This window comes from Sedimentibacter sp. (genome assembly GCF_038562225.1).
Taxonomy (GTDB): Bacteria; Bacillota; Clostridia; order Tissierellales; family Sedimentibacteraceae; genus Sedimentibacter.
On the sequence record NZ_JBCFAS010000002.1, the window covers coordinates 920,183 to 936,437 of the forward strand.

At 43.0% G+C, this 16,255-nt stretch carries 14 protein-coding genes; 4 read left to right on the forward strand and 10 right to left on the reverse strand.

Annotation, left to right across the window (positions count from 1 at the left end; genetic code table 11):
* From AAGU76_RS10705 to AAGU76_RS10720, 4 genes are all read right to left on the reverse strand, one after another.
* Positions 1 to 906, reverse strand: a complete 906-nt coding sequence (locus AAGU76_RS10705) for a D-2-hydroxyacid dehydrogenase (protein ID WP_342485472.1) — start codon at positions 904 to 906, stop codon at positions 1 to 3.
* A gap of 170 nt (positions 907 to 1,076) precedes the next feature.
* Positions 1,077 to 1,940 carry a nitroreductase family protein gene (locus tag AAGU76_RS10710; RefSeq protein WP_342485473.1) on the reverse strand — a complete coding sequence of 288 codons (864 nt, stop codon included), beginning with the start codon at positions 1,938 to 1,940 and terminating at the stop codon, positions 1,077 to 1,079.
* Positions 1,941 to 2,018: 78 nt separating this feature from the next.
* Entirely contained in the window at positions 2,019 to 2,843 is an 825-nt protein-coding gene (locus tag AAGU76_RS10715; protein WP_342485474.1) for a DegV family protein, read from the reverse strand.
* A 64-nt stretch (positions 2,844 to 2,907) separates the two neighbouring features.
* Positions 2,908 to 3,150 carry a GIY-YIG nuclease family protein gene (locus AAGU76_RS10720; protein ID WP_342485475.1) on the reverse strand — a complete coding sequence of 81 codons (243 nt, stop codon included), beginning with the start codon at positions 3,148 to 3,150 and terminating at the stop codon, positions 2,908 to 2,910.
* A 199-nt stretch (positions 3,151 to 3,349) separates the two neighbouring features.
* On the opposite strand from AAGU76_RS10720, the gene AAGU76_RS10725 reads away from it, so the two are divergent.
* Complete coding sequence (locus AAGU76_RS10725) at positions 3,350 to 4,045, forward strand: 5'-methylthioadenosine/adenosylhomocysteine nucleosidase (protein WP_342485476.1); 696 nt, start codon at positions 3,350 to 3,352, stop codon at positions 4,043 to 4,045.
* Here the strand turns inward: AAGU76_RS10725 and AAGU76_RS10730 are convergent.
* Complete coding sequence (locus tag AAGU76_RS10730; RefSeq protein WP_342485477.1) at positions 4,042 to 4,932, reverse strand: YegS/Rv2252/BmrU family lipid kinase; 891 nt, start codon at positions 4,930 to 4,932, stop codon at positions 4,042 to 4,044. The genes AAGU76_RS10725 and AAGU76_RS10730 overlap by 4 nt on opposite strands.
* A 62-nt stretch (positions 4,933 to 4,994) precedes the next feature.
* Positions 4,995 to 6,440 carry a cardiolipin synthase gene (gene cls / locus AAGU76_RS10735; protein ID WP_342485478.1) on the reverse strand — a complete coding sequence of 482 codons (1,446 nt, stop codon included), beginning with the start codon at positions 6,438 to 6,440 and terminating at the stop codon, positions 4,995 to 4,997.
* Positions 6,441 to 6,553: 113 nt separating this feature from the next.
* On the opposite strand from cls, the gene AAGU76_RS10740 reads away from it, so the two are divergent.
* On the forward strand, positions 6,554 to 7,432 hold the full coding sequence (locus AAGU76_RS10740; protein ID WP_342485479.1) for a DMT family transporter: 879 nt from the start codon (positions 6,554 to 6,556) through the stop codon (positions 7,430 to 7,432).
* A gap of 12 nt (positions 7,433 to 7,444) precedes the next feature.
* Complete coding sequence (locus AAGU76_RS10745; protein WP_342485480.1) at positions 7,445 to 8,608, forward strand: O-antigen ligase family protein; 1,164 nt, start codon at positions 7,445 to 7,447, stop codon at positions 8,606 to 8,608.
* 147 nt (positions 8,609 to 8,755) lie between these two features.
* On the opposite strand, the gene AAGU76_RS10750 is transcribed toward AAGU76_RS10745, so the two are convergent.
* Complete coding sequence (locus AAGU76_RS10750) at positions 8,756 to 10,372, reverse strand: CTP synthase (RefSeq protein WP_342485481.1); 1,617 nt, start codon at positions 10,370 to 10,372, stop codon at positions 8,756 to 8,758.
* A 356-nt stretch (positions 10,373 to 10,728) separates the two neighbouring features.
* Here AAGU76_RS10750 and AAGU76_RS10755 point away from each other — a divergent pair, with 356 nt between their 5' ends.
* A complete protein-coding gene (locus AAGU76_RS10755; protein ID WP_342485482.1) occupies positions 10,729 to 12,273 on the forward strand; it encodes an SPOCS domain-containing protein in 1,545 nt (514 codons plus the stop codon).
* 167 nt (positions 12,274 to 12,440) lie between these two features.
* Here AAGU76_RS10755 and dnaB read toward each other — a convergent pair whose 3' ends face one another.
* The 3 genes from dnaB to AAGU76_RS10770 are packed head-to-tail and all read right to left on the reverse strand — an operon-like array spanning position 12,441 to position 16,237.
* Complete coding sequence (dnaB, locus tag AAGU76_RS10760) at positions 12,441 to 13,763, reverse strand: replicative DNA helicase (protein WP_342485713.1); 1,323 nt, start codon at positions 13,761 to 13,763, stop codon at positions 12,441 to 12,443.
* Positions 13,764 to 13,784: 21 nt separating this feature from the next.
* Complete coding sequence (gene rplI / locus AAGU76_RS10765) at positions 13,785 to 14,231, reverse strand: 50S ribosomal protein L9 (protein ID WP_342485483.1); 447 nt, start codon at positions 14,229 to 14,231, stop codon at positions 13,785 to 13,787.
* A complete protein-coding gene (locus AAGU76_RS10770; RefSeq protein WP_342485484.1) occupies positions 14,228 to 16,237 on the reverse strand; it encodes a DHH family phosphoesterase in 2,010 nt (669 codons plus the stop codon). The genes rplI and AAGU76_RS10770 overlap by 4 nt, the downstream gene beginning before the upstream one ends.
* Between the last annotated feature and the right edge of the window lie 18 nt (positions 16,238 to 16,255).

A 16,255-nucleotide genomic window follows, 5' to 3' on the forward strand; every position in this document is an offset into this window, starting at 1 on the left:
TTATTTCACTGTATTTATCAAGTCTTCATTGTCAATGAAGTTTTGAATGTTCTGTTTTATAAGACTTTCCCATCTGGATTTGTTGTTTTTCACTATGCCGGTGGCATGCGGTGTTATGTACACATTGTCCAGGTCCCACAGCGGATTGTCTTCTTCAAGTGGTTCCTTTTCAAACACGTCCAGTCCCGCATAGCTTATGGAATTGTCCTTCAATGCTTCAAGAAGATCTTCCTGCTTTATTATACTGCCTCTTGCAATGTTTATCAATGCAGCAGTATTCTTCATGAGCTTCAGGTTGCTGCTGTTTATCATGTGATACGTTTCCTTGTTCAGGTCAACTGTCACAACAATGTAGTCACTGTTTGACATGACATATTCCAATCCCCTTTTGCCGGAATATATCTCATCAAAATATGCAACCGTCAGTACTGGAGTCTTCTTGTAGCCTATGATCCTCACACCGAAGGCCTGAAGCCTTTTGGCAATTTCCATGGCTATGGAGCCCGTTCCAATCAAACCCACGGTCTGACCCTTCAGCTCGGTTCTTTTGACCCGCTCCCACTTATGTTCCCTTTGATTCCTGATGTATTTCAATGCATTGGTATTGTGCATGAGTATTCTGCACACAACGTCTTCGGCTATGGGAACCGAAAATATGTCCTTGCCGTTGCAGAATGTGATCCTTCTTTTTCTGATGTACTCCATGTCAATGTTGTCGTAGCCTGCCCTGAAATTCTGAACCCACCTGAGATTGGGCAGCTTATCCAGAATTTCCGGTTTTATGTTGTCAGGTTCTCCTATGTAAGCTTCTGCTTCGGCGCATTCATTTACATCCTCGAAGAATTCTACCTCCGGAAATTCATTTCTTGCAAATCCGATATAGTGTTTGTCAATTATTATTTTCATGATTCCTCCTCATTATCCAAAACAAAAAAACAAAAGGGGCTGTTGCATTAATGATGTCATTCTGAGGGCTTTAGCCCGAAGAATCTCATAATTTCAACAGATGAGATCCTTCGCTGACGCTCAGGATGACATGAATTGTTTAATGTAACAGTCCCATCAGCATAAATTTATTAACTGATGCAGTATCCAACAATCCTATAATCGTCCGGAACCTCGTAATCCTTTTCCGGTTTTCCGAAATTCCAGTGCATATCAAACAGTGTTGTGTCAACTATAGTCTCAAAGTAAAACATCACTTCTGCAGCATCTATCTTTTCCTCGTATTCATCTGTATATGAATCGGATCTCAGTGCCAGTACAATTGTTCCGCTGTCTACAATAAACCTCCAGGGCTGTCTGTTCATGGTGGACGGAGCTCTTTTTGCGCTTACGAGTGCTTCCAGAAGCCCCATGTTTGTCAGCTCATCGGGATCGGCAATTTCTCCCCACTTATTCATGAATACGAAATCCCTTAATCCTATTCTTTCTGAAACATTGTCTTCAACGATCTTTACGTCCGTCTTTGACGGATTGTGCTCATACATGGTGTCGTAAACGACCTTGTTCTTGTTGTCGTCAAATCCCAGGGATATAAGGGCTGTAAGCTTTTTATCCGAATTGATGTTCAGTTTTCCCTTTATTTCCTCTCCATCCTTAAATGTTATCCAGCATGAGCCGACTCCCAGCTCCCATGCCTTGAACATGATGTCCTGAGCCGCATATCCCGTGTTTTCGATGAAGTGGTCCTTTTCTTCCGAAAGGAAAATCAGGTAGTGGGGCGCTTCAAGCATGAGGCCGTTGTAACCTGCAATGTCCTTAAGCTGCTCATATACTTCGTCCTTGTTCTTTAAAAGAACCTCTATTTGAATGTCCTTATCCAGACGTCTTCCTTCAGTGAAGTATTCCTTCAGCTGGTCCAGCTTCTGAGGACTGATTTCTTCTTTCTTGTAATTTCTGACAGATTTGATTGTAGCTATGATATCTTTGTAATTCATTTTATACCTCCATGTAAGTTATATTTTATATATACCCACTTATGGCATAAAATAACACAATTTATGAAAATTCTGTAATCAGAAGGCTATTACTATACCGCCATCGTCTGCGTAGACCGTGCTTAAGCCCGCGGACTTGAATATCTTTATTTCCTTGAAGGGATATTTCGCCATTATTTCATCCCTGAGCTTTTCAGCCTTTTCCAGGCAGTTCACATGGGTTATAGCCAGTATGGTGTTTTCAAAATCCACGTTGTATTCCGATATCATTTCCACCAGTCTGGCAAAGGCCCTCTTCTTCCCTCTGACCTGTTCCTTAAGCACAATCTTGCCTTCCCCGTCTTCTCCCATGATGGGCACTATGTGCATGATGTTTGCCAGCATTGCCTTGAAGTTCGTAATTCTTCCGTTCTTGGCCAGATTGTCCAGAGAATCAAGTATGAAGAACGTTCTCACCTTGGAGATGTACTTGTTGGTCTGCTCAACGATTTCAGCTGTGTTGATGTTTTGCTCCATGAGCTGCTTCACCTTGTAGGCAATAAGTGTTTCTCCCGATGATGCAGACTTGGAGTCAAAAACATGGACAAATGATTCCGGAAACTTTTCCCTGAATGATTCTACCGCTACCATGGCGCTGTTGTAGGAACCGCTCAGCTGGCTGGAAATCGTCACTATGAAATTGTCAGCCTGACTCTTGAGCTTCCTTACGAATTCTTCAGGAGGAGCGCAGGCCGTCTTAATCTGATTTGATGTGTTTTTCATTTTCCGGATAAGCTCGTTCCTATCCAAGTTTTCATCAATTAATTCCTCATTTTCAATCAGTATTCTGAAAGGAACCCTTTCTATATCCTGAGTATATTCATCAAAGTCAACGCAGCTGTCAACTATCAAATTTTTCACCATACATTCACTCCTCATATTTTATACACCATTATAACAAAATTTTACAATGCATACAATTACTTTTTCATTCGATACTGAAAAGCGCCTGTTTCTTTGGTCTGTCCAGGCTTTTGATCTCCGCCTCCCTCTTCATGGCTTCAACCTTGTCTTCAAATTCCTCGAAGTATTTAAGCTTTACAGGAGTTCTTCCCCTTGTGTACTTGGCTCCTTTTTTTTCATTGTGAACCTTTATTCTTTTTTCAAGATTGTTTGTGTATCCTGTGTACAAAGTGCCGTCACAGCACTCCACAATATATATGTAATGCATAATCCACCCTTATTATTATCAGTTAAGTTTATTTTAACACAAATTCAGCAGTCGGGTATTAAAATTTTTAAAATATCAGTTTCAGAAGAGGTATTTGATGTACAGGACGGACAATTCGGCAGATGGTAAGCTTTCCGATTATATTTGACATTTTCTTTTCACTATATTAAAATACCCTTATAAAAATCGGAGGAAGACAATGAAAATAGGAATAATCGGAGCAATGGACATCGAGGTTGCAGAACTCATCGAATCCATGGAAAACATAAAGAAAGAAGAAATAAGCGGAATCACATACTGTCAGGGAACATTGAACGGAAAGGACGTTGTGGTGGCAAAATGCGGAATAGGAAAGGTTCATGCTGCAGTGTGCGCCCAGACCATGATATTGAAATTTTCGCCTGACGCGATACTAAACACGGGAGTTGCCGGCAGCCTGAACGCAGAGCTTGGCATAGGAGACCTGGTGGTTTCAAGCAGGGTTGTTCAGCACGATTTTGACACGTCGGGCATAGGCGATCCCGTAGGGCTCATTTCCGGATTGAACCTTATAGAAATACCATGCCCTGAAAAGCTGGTGGAAAAGGTAGCTGATTCTGCAAGGGAGCTGGAAAACACAAAGGTATTCACAGGTACCATAGCATCAGGTGACCAGTTCATCTGCAGTATGGAAAAGAAAAATTACATTGTTGAAAACTTCAATGCCCTGTGCGCTGAAATGGAAGGTGCCGCCATAGGTCACGTGTGCTACCTGAACAAGGTTGATTTCTGCATAGTGAGAGCCATCTCCGACAAGGCAGACGGCTCGGCTCACATGGATTTCCCCTCATTCGTGCAGATTGCTGCAAAAAAATCCATAAATCTCATCAACAACTTCTTAAAAACTGTCTCTTAAGGAACCAGCAGCTCTATGGCATCGTGTACAGAAGTAATTTCGGCAGGAGCATATCCTCCGAAGTCTCCGTCCATGTCCACTGACAATTTCTTGTCGGAGCTGATTTTAATATTGCTTCCCTGGTAGTAATGAACCTTGGGATGAGTGATGTGCTGACCGTTAAAAACCTTCGTGAATATCTGAAGGAGGTCAGCATTATTTGTTTTTTCGAATATGACTATGTCCACGAGACCGTCGTTGAGTTTTGCGTTGGGACAAAGGTACTTGAACCCTCCTGCTCCCGCCGAGTTTACTATGAGGAACAAAAGCGTGTTGAACCTGTATGTTTCACCGTCAATTTCATACGTTATGTCATGACAGCTTTCAAGCTCACCGGGCACCTGCAGCGCAGCCTTGAAATAGTAGGCATACTTGCCGAGTATGGTCTTTGCTTCCACTGTCACGCTGTGAGGAATGCTGGTGAAGGCTCCTCCTCCCACAACGTTTATGAAGTAATCATCGTTCATTTTTCCCACATCAATGGTCCTGAATTTCTTCTTCATCAAAAGTGAGGCAAAATTTGCGTATGCCTTGGGCATCCTAAGCTGTTCCGCAAAATCGTTCACTGTTCCTGCAGGAAGAATGGCGAGTCTGGTCCTTTTCTCGCTTTTCATTATGCCGTTGACTATCTCATGAACCGTTCCGTCTCCTCCGCAGGAAATTATAAGATCGTATCCTTCACGGCACGCCCTCATGGCAGCCGTTTCACCGTCACCCTTCTTCTTGGTGGCAACAAACGTCATCTCAACATCTTCTATTTCCATGATTGTTTCGGAAACATGGAATATTTTCTGTGAAGCCAGCTCCTTCCCGGATGAAGGGTTGTATATTGCAAAATATCTTTTCACACTATCACCTTTTCTTGAGTTATACCTAATTATACCAATTTAATGAAAAATATCAATCTATTTCAAAGCAGAGGAGCAAGAAGCCTGCTGACAGACTCCTTAAACTTTACGGTTATCCCTCTTTCCAGATAAAGTTCCCTTGTAAGCTGCGCCGAATAATACAAATCCTCCATGAATATGTTGTACAGCATTTCTGAAACATGGCTGTCGTAGATTATTGCATTGCTTTCAAAATTAAGCTTAAAGCTCCTCATATCGAAATTTGCCGTGCCGGCGGACGATACCGTTTTGTCCACCACCAGGGTCTTGGCATGAAGAAAACCGTACTCGTAGGTGTACACCTTTACGCCGTACTTAAGAAGCCCTCCGCAGTACCAGTAGGTGGCCCAGTACACAAAGGGATGGTCAGGTTTGCATGGAATCATTATACGGACATCTACACCGGACATGGCAGCTATCTTTATGGCTTCAAAAACACTTGAATCCGGAATGAAGTATGGCGTCTGGATAATGATGCTTTCCTTTGCAGAGCTGATCATTTTCACATAGGAGCTTTTTATGTTCTCATCGGGCTGGTCCGGTCCGCTGCTTACAATCTGTATGCCCACCTTTCCCTCATTGTTGCTGTCAGGAAAATAAGACGGCATGAACACAAGCTCCTCATGGTACGTGTGGCTCCAGTCAAGGAAAAAGCGCATCTGAAGGTCCAGGACGGCATCTCCGCATATCTTCAGGTGCGTGTCTCTCCAGTACCCGATTTTGCTGTCCAGCCCCAGGTACTCGTTTCCTATGTTAAAGCCTCCGATGAATGCTGTCCTGCCGTCAATGACCACAATTTTCCTGTGGTTTCGGTAGTTGACCTTGAAATTCAAAAACGGCAGACGGCCGGAAAAAAACACTGCAACCTTAACGCCTGCATCGTTTAGCTCGCGTATTTTTTCCTTTGCTATTTTCCTGCCACCCACGGAATCGTATAAAAGCCTGACCTCTACTCCTTGCGATGATTTCTTCTTCAACATCTCAAAAAGTCTGTTTCCCAGTTCATCGTCCCGTATGATGTAGTACTGCACATGAATGTGGTTTTCGGCTTTCTCCATGTACTCGAAAAGCTCCTTAAACTTATCCCTACCGTCCGTATATATCTTTACATCATTGTTCTGGGTATAGGAAAAACCGTGGTAGAAAAGGTTCATCTTTATCAGGTCCCTGAACCTTTCAGTGTTTTTGTCGTTTAACACCAGCTTTCCGGAATTGAACAATTCCTGCTGTATTGCTATGTATTCGCCGAAAGTTTTTCTTGTATATATTTTCATGGCAAAGAGTTTCTTGCTGCTGAAGTTTCGCGCAAGAATGAGGTAGAGCAAAAATCCGAACCCCGGGAAAACAAGCAGTACCAGGACCCATGCCAGCGTGGCTGTGGGATCCTTCCTCTCCAAAAAAATCACAACGACAGCCAAAGCAATGTTTATTAGGTACACTAACGATATGGAACTGAAAATATCAATCATGGCTGCCTCCTGAACAATTTTTTTTATTATATATTATATTGAGCTATTCTTTTTGTTACCGTATTGAAATAATAAACCTCTTATGCTATTATTACATCGAAAGGCAGGTAATCATGGAAAAAACACCGTCAAAATACTGGATACTGGCAGGAACGTTCTTTACGTCGCTGTCAAGCATAATAATCAGGTTTTCAAACGCACCGGCGCTGGCAATATCGGCATACCGCATGCTCTTCACATGCCTCATGCTTTTATTTCCCGTCTTGTACAGGAACAAAAATGAATTTTCCGAAATTTCAGCTAAGGACTTCGCGCTTTGCGCAGCCAGCGGTTTTTTCCTGGCACTGCACTACGCGTCGTGGATTTCTTCCATACAGATGACCACCATAGCAAATTCAACGGTTCTTGTGGCTTGCAGCCCTATGTTTGTGGCCATATTGAACTTCTTCATAATGAAGGAACGACCGTCATACCGGATGGTCATAGGCATAGCCATGTCCCTGGCAGGAACATTCATAATAGCCATGGGTTCTGCGGGCGGCAGCCAAAACAGCATGATGGCCGGGAACGTTCTGGCATTTCTCGGAGCAATTTTCGTGGCTGTGTACCTGGTCATAGGCGGCATTGTAAGAAAACGCCTCAGTGCCGGAACTTACGTATTCATAGTGTACTCTGTTTCAGCCGTTGTTCTTTTTGCAATGTGCATTGCAGGCAACATTCCAATTTATCCGTATCCGGCAAGAGAATTCGTCCTCTTTTTCGCACTGGCATTTTTCTGCTCCATACTGGGACACACGGTATACAACTACCTGGTGAAATATTTCTCTTCAACGCTGATTTCGGTTTCAACTCTCAGCGAGCCCATATTCGCAAGCATAATGGCATTGTTTTTCTTCAGTGAAATTCCAACCCTGTATACCCTTGCAGGCGGAATAATCATTTTAGCAGGTATCTTTTACTACATAGTTACACAGAATAAAGAAAAAATTTAATCAGAGGTTTTCATGAATTACGAAATTTCAGGCAAAACTTTGGAAGCAGCATCTGAAAAAAGCTGTATTAAAGTATTTTTGCTGTTAATATCATCCATTGTGTTTGTTCCTGCTGCATATGTGTTTGTTGCAGCAGTTTTTATTGCCAGCGTCCCATCTTCAGCCTTCAATCACAAAGCTGCACAGGACGAATTTGTGCTCGTGGCTCTGTACTGTGTTACAGGGGTGCTGTTTTCCCGTTACAGACTCATATCTTCTGCCTTTGCAGCCATGTTTGGACTTTGCATGTTTTCCTATTATCTGTTTTTTTCGTCCATAAATGCACAGGATCTGCAGAAAGCCAAAAAATTGTTGTTTATGGTGTCAATAATTGTTTTTTTAATCGGCATAGCCCAGTTTTTGAGCCCTGATTTCTCCATGCCGTCCAAGTGGGTGGATGCAGGACAGTTCAAGCTGAGCAGGAGAATATATTCTACATTCTACAATCCAAACGTATTTGGTTTCTTCATAAACTTCATAGTAATAATGGCCTGTGAAAAGCTGGACCTGCGTAACCCGGGCATGGAGCTTGCAGCCATGGTCCTTGGACTTGTGTGTCTGTTTCTCACATTTTCACGTACAGCCTGGATTTCGCTCATAGCGTCGCTTTTAGCAGCCAGCCTGTTTGACAGGAAGTACCTTAAATATGCAGCATTTGTTTCGGCTGCCATTTTCGGCTCCGATGCGTTGCTTGGCATAGGCAGGGTGAGCCCAACGAGGGCAGCCGGCGACAGTTCATTCCTCTACAGAATTGAAATATGGAAGGCCTGCCTGAACATCATAAGGGATCATTTCTTCACCGGAATAGGCTTCGGCACCTTGTTCAAGCATATTTCCAGCTACTCTGACGCCGTAAAGCCAAACATCGAACACTGCCACAACATATACCTGCAGGTATTCACGGAAACAGGGGCAATAGGTGCACTAGTTGCTTCAACACTTCTTTACAGGGTCGTTTGTGCTGTTCTTCATAACATAAAAGCTTCCAGACAAAAAGAAACGTGGGTTACGGCCTTCGCAGTGCTTTCCATGGCTCTTATCCACGGAACGGTGGACTCAGTCTTACTGACTCCCCAGATACTTCTTTTAGCCAGTATGTATGCTGGAGCGATGAAGCGGTTGACAATTGATAATTGATAATCAGTCAAATGAAGAATTTATTTAAATTAAGAATGAAGAGTGAAGAATTAATGGAAAACATCCGTTGGAAAACCAACGGATGTTATTTATATAAAAAATAAAGGCATTGTGCTTTTGCACAATGCCTCCCATAATTCTTAATTCTTAATTATTAATTATTAATTGATTTTCAATCGCTGCCTTTACCAGGTGCTTGAACAGCGGGTGGCTTCTAGTTGGTCTTGACTTGAATTCAGGATGGAACTGAGCAGCCACAAACCACGGGTGATCCTTGAGTTCCACTATTTCAACAAGCTTGTTGTCCGGTGAAACGCCGGAAATTATCAATCCGTTCTCCTTGCAGACATCCCTGAATGCATTGTTGAACTCGTATCTGTGTCTGTGCCTTTCGTGAATCATGTCAGCACCGTCGTAGGCTTCCTTGGCCTTGGTCCCGTCCATGAGCCTGCAGGGATATGTTCCAAGCCTCATGGTTCCTCCCTTGTTTTCAACAGTCTTCTGGTCTTCCATGATGTGAATCATGGGGTACTTTGTATCTTCATTGAACTCTGTGCTGTCGGCGCCTTCGTATGAAAGGACGTCTCTTGCAAACTCCACAACAGCCATCTGCATTCCAAGGCATATTCCCAAGAATGGCTTTTTGTTTTCCCTTGCATATCTTGCTGCCAGAATTTTACCTTCGATTCCTCTGTCTCCGAAGCCTCCGGGAACAAGTATTCCGTCATGTCCCTTCATAATGTCCCTGTAGTTGTCTTCATTCACTATTTCTGAATGCACCCATGAAATTTCAACTTCGGCAGCATTATCAATTCCTGCATGTTTTAGGGCTTCAGCAACGGAAAGGTACGCATCCCTCAGCTCCACATACTTGCCCACTAAGGCGATCTTAACCTTGTGAGTTGGGTTTTTTGCCCTCTGAACCATGTCTCTCCACTCTGTAAGGTCCGGCTCCGAACAATCAAATCCGAAGAACTTGCATACCAGGTTTGCAAGACCTTCTTTTTCCAGAAGAAGCGGCACGTCATACAGAGAGTCTGCATCTGTATTTGGAATCACGTTTTGTTTGTCAACGTTGCAGAACAGGGCAATCTTCGCCTTCAAATCAGATGTGAGCTCCTTTTCTGTCCTGCAAACAAGCATGTCAGGCTGTATCCCAATGCTTAAAAGTTCCTTTACGCTATGCTGTGTGGGCTTAGTTTTCAGCTCTCCGGCCTTTGAAAGATACGGAAGCAATGTAACATGTATGTACATTACATTTTCTCTGCCAACCTCGTAGCGCATCTGTCGTATTGCTTCCAAAAACGGAAGGCTCTCGATATCACCTACAGTTCCGCCTATTTCAGTGATGACAACATCCACGTCTGAAACAGTAGTTATTCTTTTCAGCATGCACTTGATTTCATTTGTGATGTGAGGAATTACCTGCACGGTTCCTCCCAGATAGTCTCCTCTTCTTTCCTTGTTCAGCACAGACCAGTAAATTTTCCCTGATGTGATGCTGCTGTACTGCGTAAGGTCAATATCGACTATTCTCTCGTAATGACCAAGGTCCAGGTCAGTTTCTGCTCCATCGTCCGTAACGAAAACTTCTCCGTGTTGGTACGGGCTCATTGTTCCCGGATCCACATTCAGATATGGGTCAAACTTCTGCAGTGTAACCTTCAGTCCCCTGGCCTTCAAAAGTCTTCCCAGAGAAGCTGCTGTAATTCCTTTCCCCAGGGAAGACACAACTCCTCCCGTAATAAAAATATACTTTGGCATTTTTTCCTCCTGTACTCCTGTTATTCACCTGCTTTTTATTTAATAGTTCCTACTATGTTGATTCTGCAATTGTTCTGAAAAATAAAAATGGAGACAAAAAAGGGGTTTTTTTTTTAGTCTCCACTATTTTTAAAATATATAATTGCTGTATCCGTAACAATCACAAAACTTTAAATAAAACAACAAATTCAGATAAAATATTTACTTTCCAATTCTATATTAAAAGAGTTAAAAGGTCAATAATTTTATTAAAAATTTTTTTCTTTTTCAAACAAGTTGTACTATGTATATTTTATTTCGCATATACATTTATAAAAGAATACTGAAATTTAGCACGTCTTAAAGGAGGATTTATTTTGTTTAAATTATTCAGCGATACATTCAATATTAATGAGATTATTGATTCAAGCTCCAATGAAGTGTTATTGGAAAACGAATTTACTGTTGCCGACAGCCTGCCTGATATAGAAAAAATAATTTCAACAGAAGGCAAGGTTAAGATTACCGGTACATCCGCAGGCAGCGGAAAGGTTGATGTTTATGGCAACGTAGTCTACAACATAATATACCGTTCCAACGATGAAGAGACAGTTGTCTGCTCGGTATCAGGCAGCATTCCGTTCTCAGAAGAAATACCTGTGGCCGGAGCTTCAGATCATATGGATGTTCAGCCAAGAGCATACATAGATTACATGGACGCCGAGCCTCTCACAGAAAGAACATACCAGGTGAAGTCAGTGGTTATGCTCGATACGGATGTTATCAGCAGCCATCCAGTTGATTTCGTGTCCAACCTTGAATCTGACGGAAGCTTCCAGGCAAAAACCAGAAACATCAGGTATACAGACACGTCAAGGATGCTGTCCGAGGAAGCCAGCATCAGTGATGGAGTTGAAATAGGAAAGAATTCCGACGAAATAGCCAGCATACTGAAGTCTGAATCAAGCGTTTACGTAACAAACGTTGATGAAATGGACGACAAAATGCTTGTGGAAGGAATCTGCAAGGTTGGTTTCCTGTACGCCGAAAACAACAGCCTGAGCACTCCTGGCTATGTGTCCGAAGAGTTTCCCTTCACCCACTACCTTGAAGCGAAGAACTCAGGCGGAAGCGCTCTCAAGGATATAGACATAATTCCCGGCGAAATGACATTTAACACCGCAGAAAACTATGATAACGAAAAAAGGCTCATTGAGTTCAATCTGCCGTTCACCATCAATGCAACACTTTATGATACTGTTGAAAAAAACATCATAACAGACTGCTATTCCACGGAGTCGCTTCTTCAGCTGACTTCAGACAAGGTGAAGCTGAACTCCCTCAAGGATATAAAGAACAAGACAGTCAAGTTTGAAAGCAACCTGGATGTGCTCTCAGGTACAGTCAAAGACATTTATACAGTGGACTTCAGCCCGAAAATTTCAGAAAAAAGGCTTTACGAAGACAGGTATGTTGTCGACGGATTCCTTGACGTCAATGTGCTTTACCTGAACTCAGACATAAACAAGATCGACAAAGCCTACGGCTCCATGCCTTTCACCGCCTCCATAGACCTTGAAGGGGAAGCTGCTCCAAATGTTGATTCAGCAATCAAGTTAAGCAAGTGCAGCGCATACAGAAAGGGAAGCAATTCTGTGATTGTAAGCTGCGATATAAATGTATCCATGAAGTTCAGAGATGAAGATGAAATAGAAGTCATCAGCAACATAGAGGAAGTGGGACCTGTGGATCACAGCAAGATGCCCAGCCTCATATTCAGAGTTGTTCAGCCCGGCGAAACAGTGTGGGATATTGCGAAGAACTACAACCTGTCCATAAACTATCTGAAGGAGCTCAACGAACTTCCTCCGGACAACGTCCTGGTACCCGGCAGCAAGATTATAATTGCAAGAAAAGTGTAAATAATTAAGAATTAATAGTTAAGAATTAAGAATTGCGGAAAGGACTTGTGCGCGCACAAGTCCTTATTAAATTAAAAAAATTCAGGCTCGCCTGAATTTTTTGTCCGTTAATTCTTCACTCTTCATTCTTAATTCTTAATTTTATTTTCTTCATTCTTAATTCTTAATTATTTTTGAATGTTTCCGAACTTCGTATACTGTCCTATCCATGCAAGCTCCACGGTGCCTACGGGGCCGTTTCTATGCTTGGCTATTATGACGTCGGTTATTCCCTTCTTCTCGGACTCTTCCTTGAAGTAGTATTCATCCCTGTAAAGCATCATTACCACATCCGCATCCTGCTCTATGGCTCCGGACTCTCTAAGGTCAGACATTATAGGCCTGTGGTCCTGACGAAGCTCCGGTGCACGAGAAAGCTGGGACAGAGCGATTACCGGGCAGTCAAGCTCCCTTGCCAGAGCTTTCAAGCCTCTTGAAATGTTTGATATTTCCTGCTGCCTGTTGTCTCCTCCCTTTCCTCCGTCTGTCATAAGCTGAAGGTAGTCTATGACTATGAGGTCCAGTCCCCTCTCCAGCTTGAGCCTTCTGCACTTGGACATTACCTCAAACAGTGAAACGGATGCAGTGTCGTCTATGAACACATTGTAGTTTGAAATTGTGCTCATGACTGAAATGAGCCTGCTCCAGTCATCGTCTTCCAGATTGCCTGTCCTAAGTTTTGTGCTCTCAACCATGGATTCCATGCTTATGATTCTTTGAACATACTGCTCCTTTGACATTTCCAGACTGAACATGGCAACTGAGGCTCCGGTTTTCACGGCGTTCATGGCAATGTTCAGAGCCAATGCGGTCTTTCCCATGGAAGGTCTTGCAGCCAGAAGAATGAGGTCTGATCTCTGAAGTCCGGACGTCATCCTGTCCAAATCATCATAGCCTGTTGTGATCCCCGTGAGGCTTCCCTTGTTCATGGCCCTTTCCTCAAGCTGGTTGAAGACGTTCATGAGCACGTCCTTTATTTCGGTGAAGCTGTTGATGCTTCGGTTCTGTGATATGGCGAAAATCCTGGACTCCGCAAGCTCTATGATCTTCTGCACTTCGTCGTTTTCCCTGTATCCTTTTTCGATAATCTCGTTGGAAGCGCTTATGAGCTTTCTCAGGGTTGACTTTTCTCTGATTATGTTGCAGTATGCCTCAACATTTTTGGAAGTTATTATATTTTCGGTTAACTTTGCCAAATATTCGAATCCGCCGATGTAATCAATCTTTCCTCTTTTCTTCAGCTCTTCGGAAACAGTGAGCACGTCAACGGGAATATTCTGAATATGAACCTGCTTGATGCTGTCAAAGATTTCCCTGTTGGCCTCGTAGTAGAAATCTTCGTTGTTCAGCAAGTTGATTATCTTCTCAACAGCAAGGTGGTCTATCATTGCAGCGGCAAGAACCGTTTGCTCCGCTTCCGCATTGTGGGGCGGCACTTTTCCTAAATTCATCAATTCTGACATTTCAACCTCTTACTTTTCTGTTACTATTACCTTCACCTTTGCATTTACTGTGGGGTGAAGCCTTACTTTTACGAAATATTCGCCTACCGACTTTATTGCATCATCCAGTTCAAGTTTTTTCTTGTCAAAAGAGTAGCCGTGTTCCTTTTCCAGAATCTCAGCTATTTCCTTTGTTGTTATGGAACCGAATAGCTTTCCGTTTTCTCCTGTCTTGGTCTTGATCACTACAGTCACACCGGACAGTTTTTCTTCAAGTGCCTTGGCCTCCTGAAGAATTTCCAGTTCCTTTGCTTCCTTCTGCTTTTTTGCATGTTCCAGATTCTTCATGTTGCTGTCATTAGCTTCTATGGCTAAGTTCTTCGGGAAAAGAAAATTTCTTGCGTAGCCGTCCTTGGCATTTATAATCTGTCCCTTTTTTCCCACGTTCTTAACGTCTTCAAGTAATATCACTTTCATTTGTTCTTAATCTCCTTCTTATAATTGGTAATTGCCTCATATAATTTTTCCTTGGCTTCTTCCATGTCCTGGGTCGGTATCTGGGCGCCGGCCATGTTCAGATGTCCTCCTCCGCCCAATGATTCCATTATAACCTGGACATTCACGTTACCGGTGGACCGGCCGCTTATATTGATGTAGTCCTTGTTTCTCACAAGAACAAAACTTAGTTTCACATCCTTGATTGTCAGAAGCTCATCGGCGCTCTGCGCAGCTATTACATTGGAATCCTCAGAAATTTCATCAATATATGACACCGCCACATCACCGAAAAGTATTTCCGACCTTTCAATTATTTCAGTCTTTTTCTTCATGGAGTCCAGACTTTCATTGAACAGCTGCTTGACGTCAGCCGTATCTGCTCCGTTTCTCCTCAGAAATGAAGCAGCCTCGAAGGTTCTGACACCAGTCTTGAACGTAAATGAGTTTGTATCCACCACTATTCCCGCCAGCAAGGCATCAGCCTCGAACTTGGTGAGCTTTATGTGGTCATCCATGTACTGCACGATCTCTGAGACCAGCTCGCATGTAGAGGAAGCGTAGGGCTCGATATAGTCCAAAAGAGTGTTTTCGATGTATTCCTCGCTCCTTCTGTGATGGTCTATGAGGACGATTTTGTCTATTTTGTCAAGAAGCTCAGGTGCTTCGGCGTAGCTTTTTCTGTGAGTATCCAGCACAACAACCAGTGTGTTGGCATCAATAATTGTCATAGCCGCCTCGGTGGTTATGAGTGCATCCTTGTAGTGGCTTTCCTCATGCTTCATTCTTTCATGCATGTTCTTCAGGGCATAGTTCACGTTGTTTAGAACTATGTTAGCCTTCTTGCCCCTGCTTCTGGCAATGCTGTAAAGACCAATGGATGCGCCCAGGCTGTCCATGTCCCCTACTCTGTGGCCCATTATGAGAACATTGGAGCTTTGATCGATTATCTGCCTCAAGGCGTAAGAAATGATTCTTGCCTTGACCTTGGTCCTCTTTTCAACAGCCTTGCTGTTTCCTCCGTAAAACTTTACGGAATTAATTCTTTTAACAACTGCCTGGTCGCCGCCTCTTCCAAGAGCCACATCCAGGGCTCCCTTCGCATAGTCTATGAGCTGGGTAAGATTCTTGGCCAGTGCTCCTGTGCCGATGCTGAGTGTGAAATTGAAATCCCCGCTGCCCTTAAGGTTTTTTACATCGTCAAGCATCGGAAACTTCCTGGATTCCAATGTTTCCAGGTACTTGTTTTCTATCATCATCAAAAACTTGTATGTGTCGTACTTGAGCACAAAGCCGTTCATTTCGGAAGCGTACTTATTGAGAATCTTTTCAACCTCCGCAGTCATGGCAGACTTTTCGCCCTTGTCAAGCTTTTCGGATATTTCGTCGTAGTTGTCTATCTGAACAAGAATTGCAATGGTTCTTTCATCGTTGTACCTTGTCTTGAGGCTTGTGTATGCGGTGGTTTCGCTCCAGTAGCACACGTATGACCTGCCATGTCCGAACCTTCCCTCCTCAAGCTCGTGGTACATAAGGTTGAAGCTCCTTGCAGGCTTGTCAATTTCAATATTGTTTATTGTCCCTTCCTTGTTGCCTTCTATTGACTTAATGGGAAAATCCTTGTCAAATTCCTCTATGTTTTCAATTTCTTCGGCCTGGCTGCCTGCCAGTTCCCGAAACTTGCTGTTGAACCAGAATACCTTGCCGCCGGGACCTATGATGCAAATTGGCAAAGGAGAGTAATAAAAGGAATTCACTGACAAATTTTCTATGTTCTTGGTGTATTCTATGATGTAATTTTTTAGTTCCCTTTCCCTGATTACCTGCTTTCTCAGCGCAAATGCCGTCACGCCAAGAAGAAGCAGTCCGGAAAATCCCACGTAAATATACATGCCTTCAATGAGGAACACCGCAATCAGAAAAATTATCACTACGAAATAAATAACACTGTCATCCTTCAAAAACTTAGGAGTCATTTTATCATTCAAAATATTACCTCCATAAAG

Coding starts and splice junctions, on each gene's coding strand:
- AAGU76_RS10705 (WP_342485472.1), bottom strand. CDS start 906: ATGAAAATAATAATTGACAAACACTATATCGGATTTGCAAGAAATGAA.
- rplI (WP_342485483.1), bottom strand. CDS start 14,231: ATGAAAGTGATATTACTTGAAGACGTTAAGAACGTGGGAAAAAAGGGA.
- AAGU76_RS10745 (WP_342485480.1), top strand. CDS start 7,445: ATGAATTACGAAATTTCAGGCAAAACTTTGGAAGCAGCATCTGAAAAA.
- AAGU76_RS10720 (WP_342485475.1), bottom strand. CDS start 3,150: ATGCATTACATATATATTGTGGAGTGCTGTGACGGCACTTTGTACACA.
- dnaB (WP_342485713.1), bottom strand. CDS start 13,763: ATGAATTTAGGAAAAGTGCCGCCCCACAATGCGGAAGCGGAGCAAACG.
- AAGU76_RS10750 (WP_342485481.1), bottom strand. CDS start 10,372: ATGCCAAAGTATATTTTTATTACGGGAGGAGTTGTGTCTTCCCTGGGG.
- AAGU76_RS10725 (WP_342485476.1), top strand. CDS start 3,350: ATGAAAATAGGAATAATCGGAGCAATGGACATCGAGGTTGCAGAACTC.
- cls (WP_342485478.1), bottom strand. CDS start 6,440: ATGATTGATATTTTCAGTTCCATATCGTTAGTGTACCTAATAAACATT.
- AAGU76_RS10710 (WP_342485473.1), bottom strand. CDS start 1,940: ATGAATTACAAAGATATCATAGCTACAATCAAATCTGTCAGAAATTAC.
- AAGU76_RS10740 (WP_342485479.1), top strand. CDS start 6,554: ATGGAAAAAACACCGTCAAAATACTGGATACTGGCAGGAACGTTCTTT.
- AAGU76_RS10715 (WP_342485474.1), bottom strand. CDS start 2,843: ATGGTGAAAAATTTGATAGTTGACAGCTGCGTTGACTTTGATGAATAT.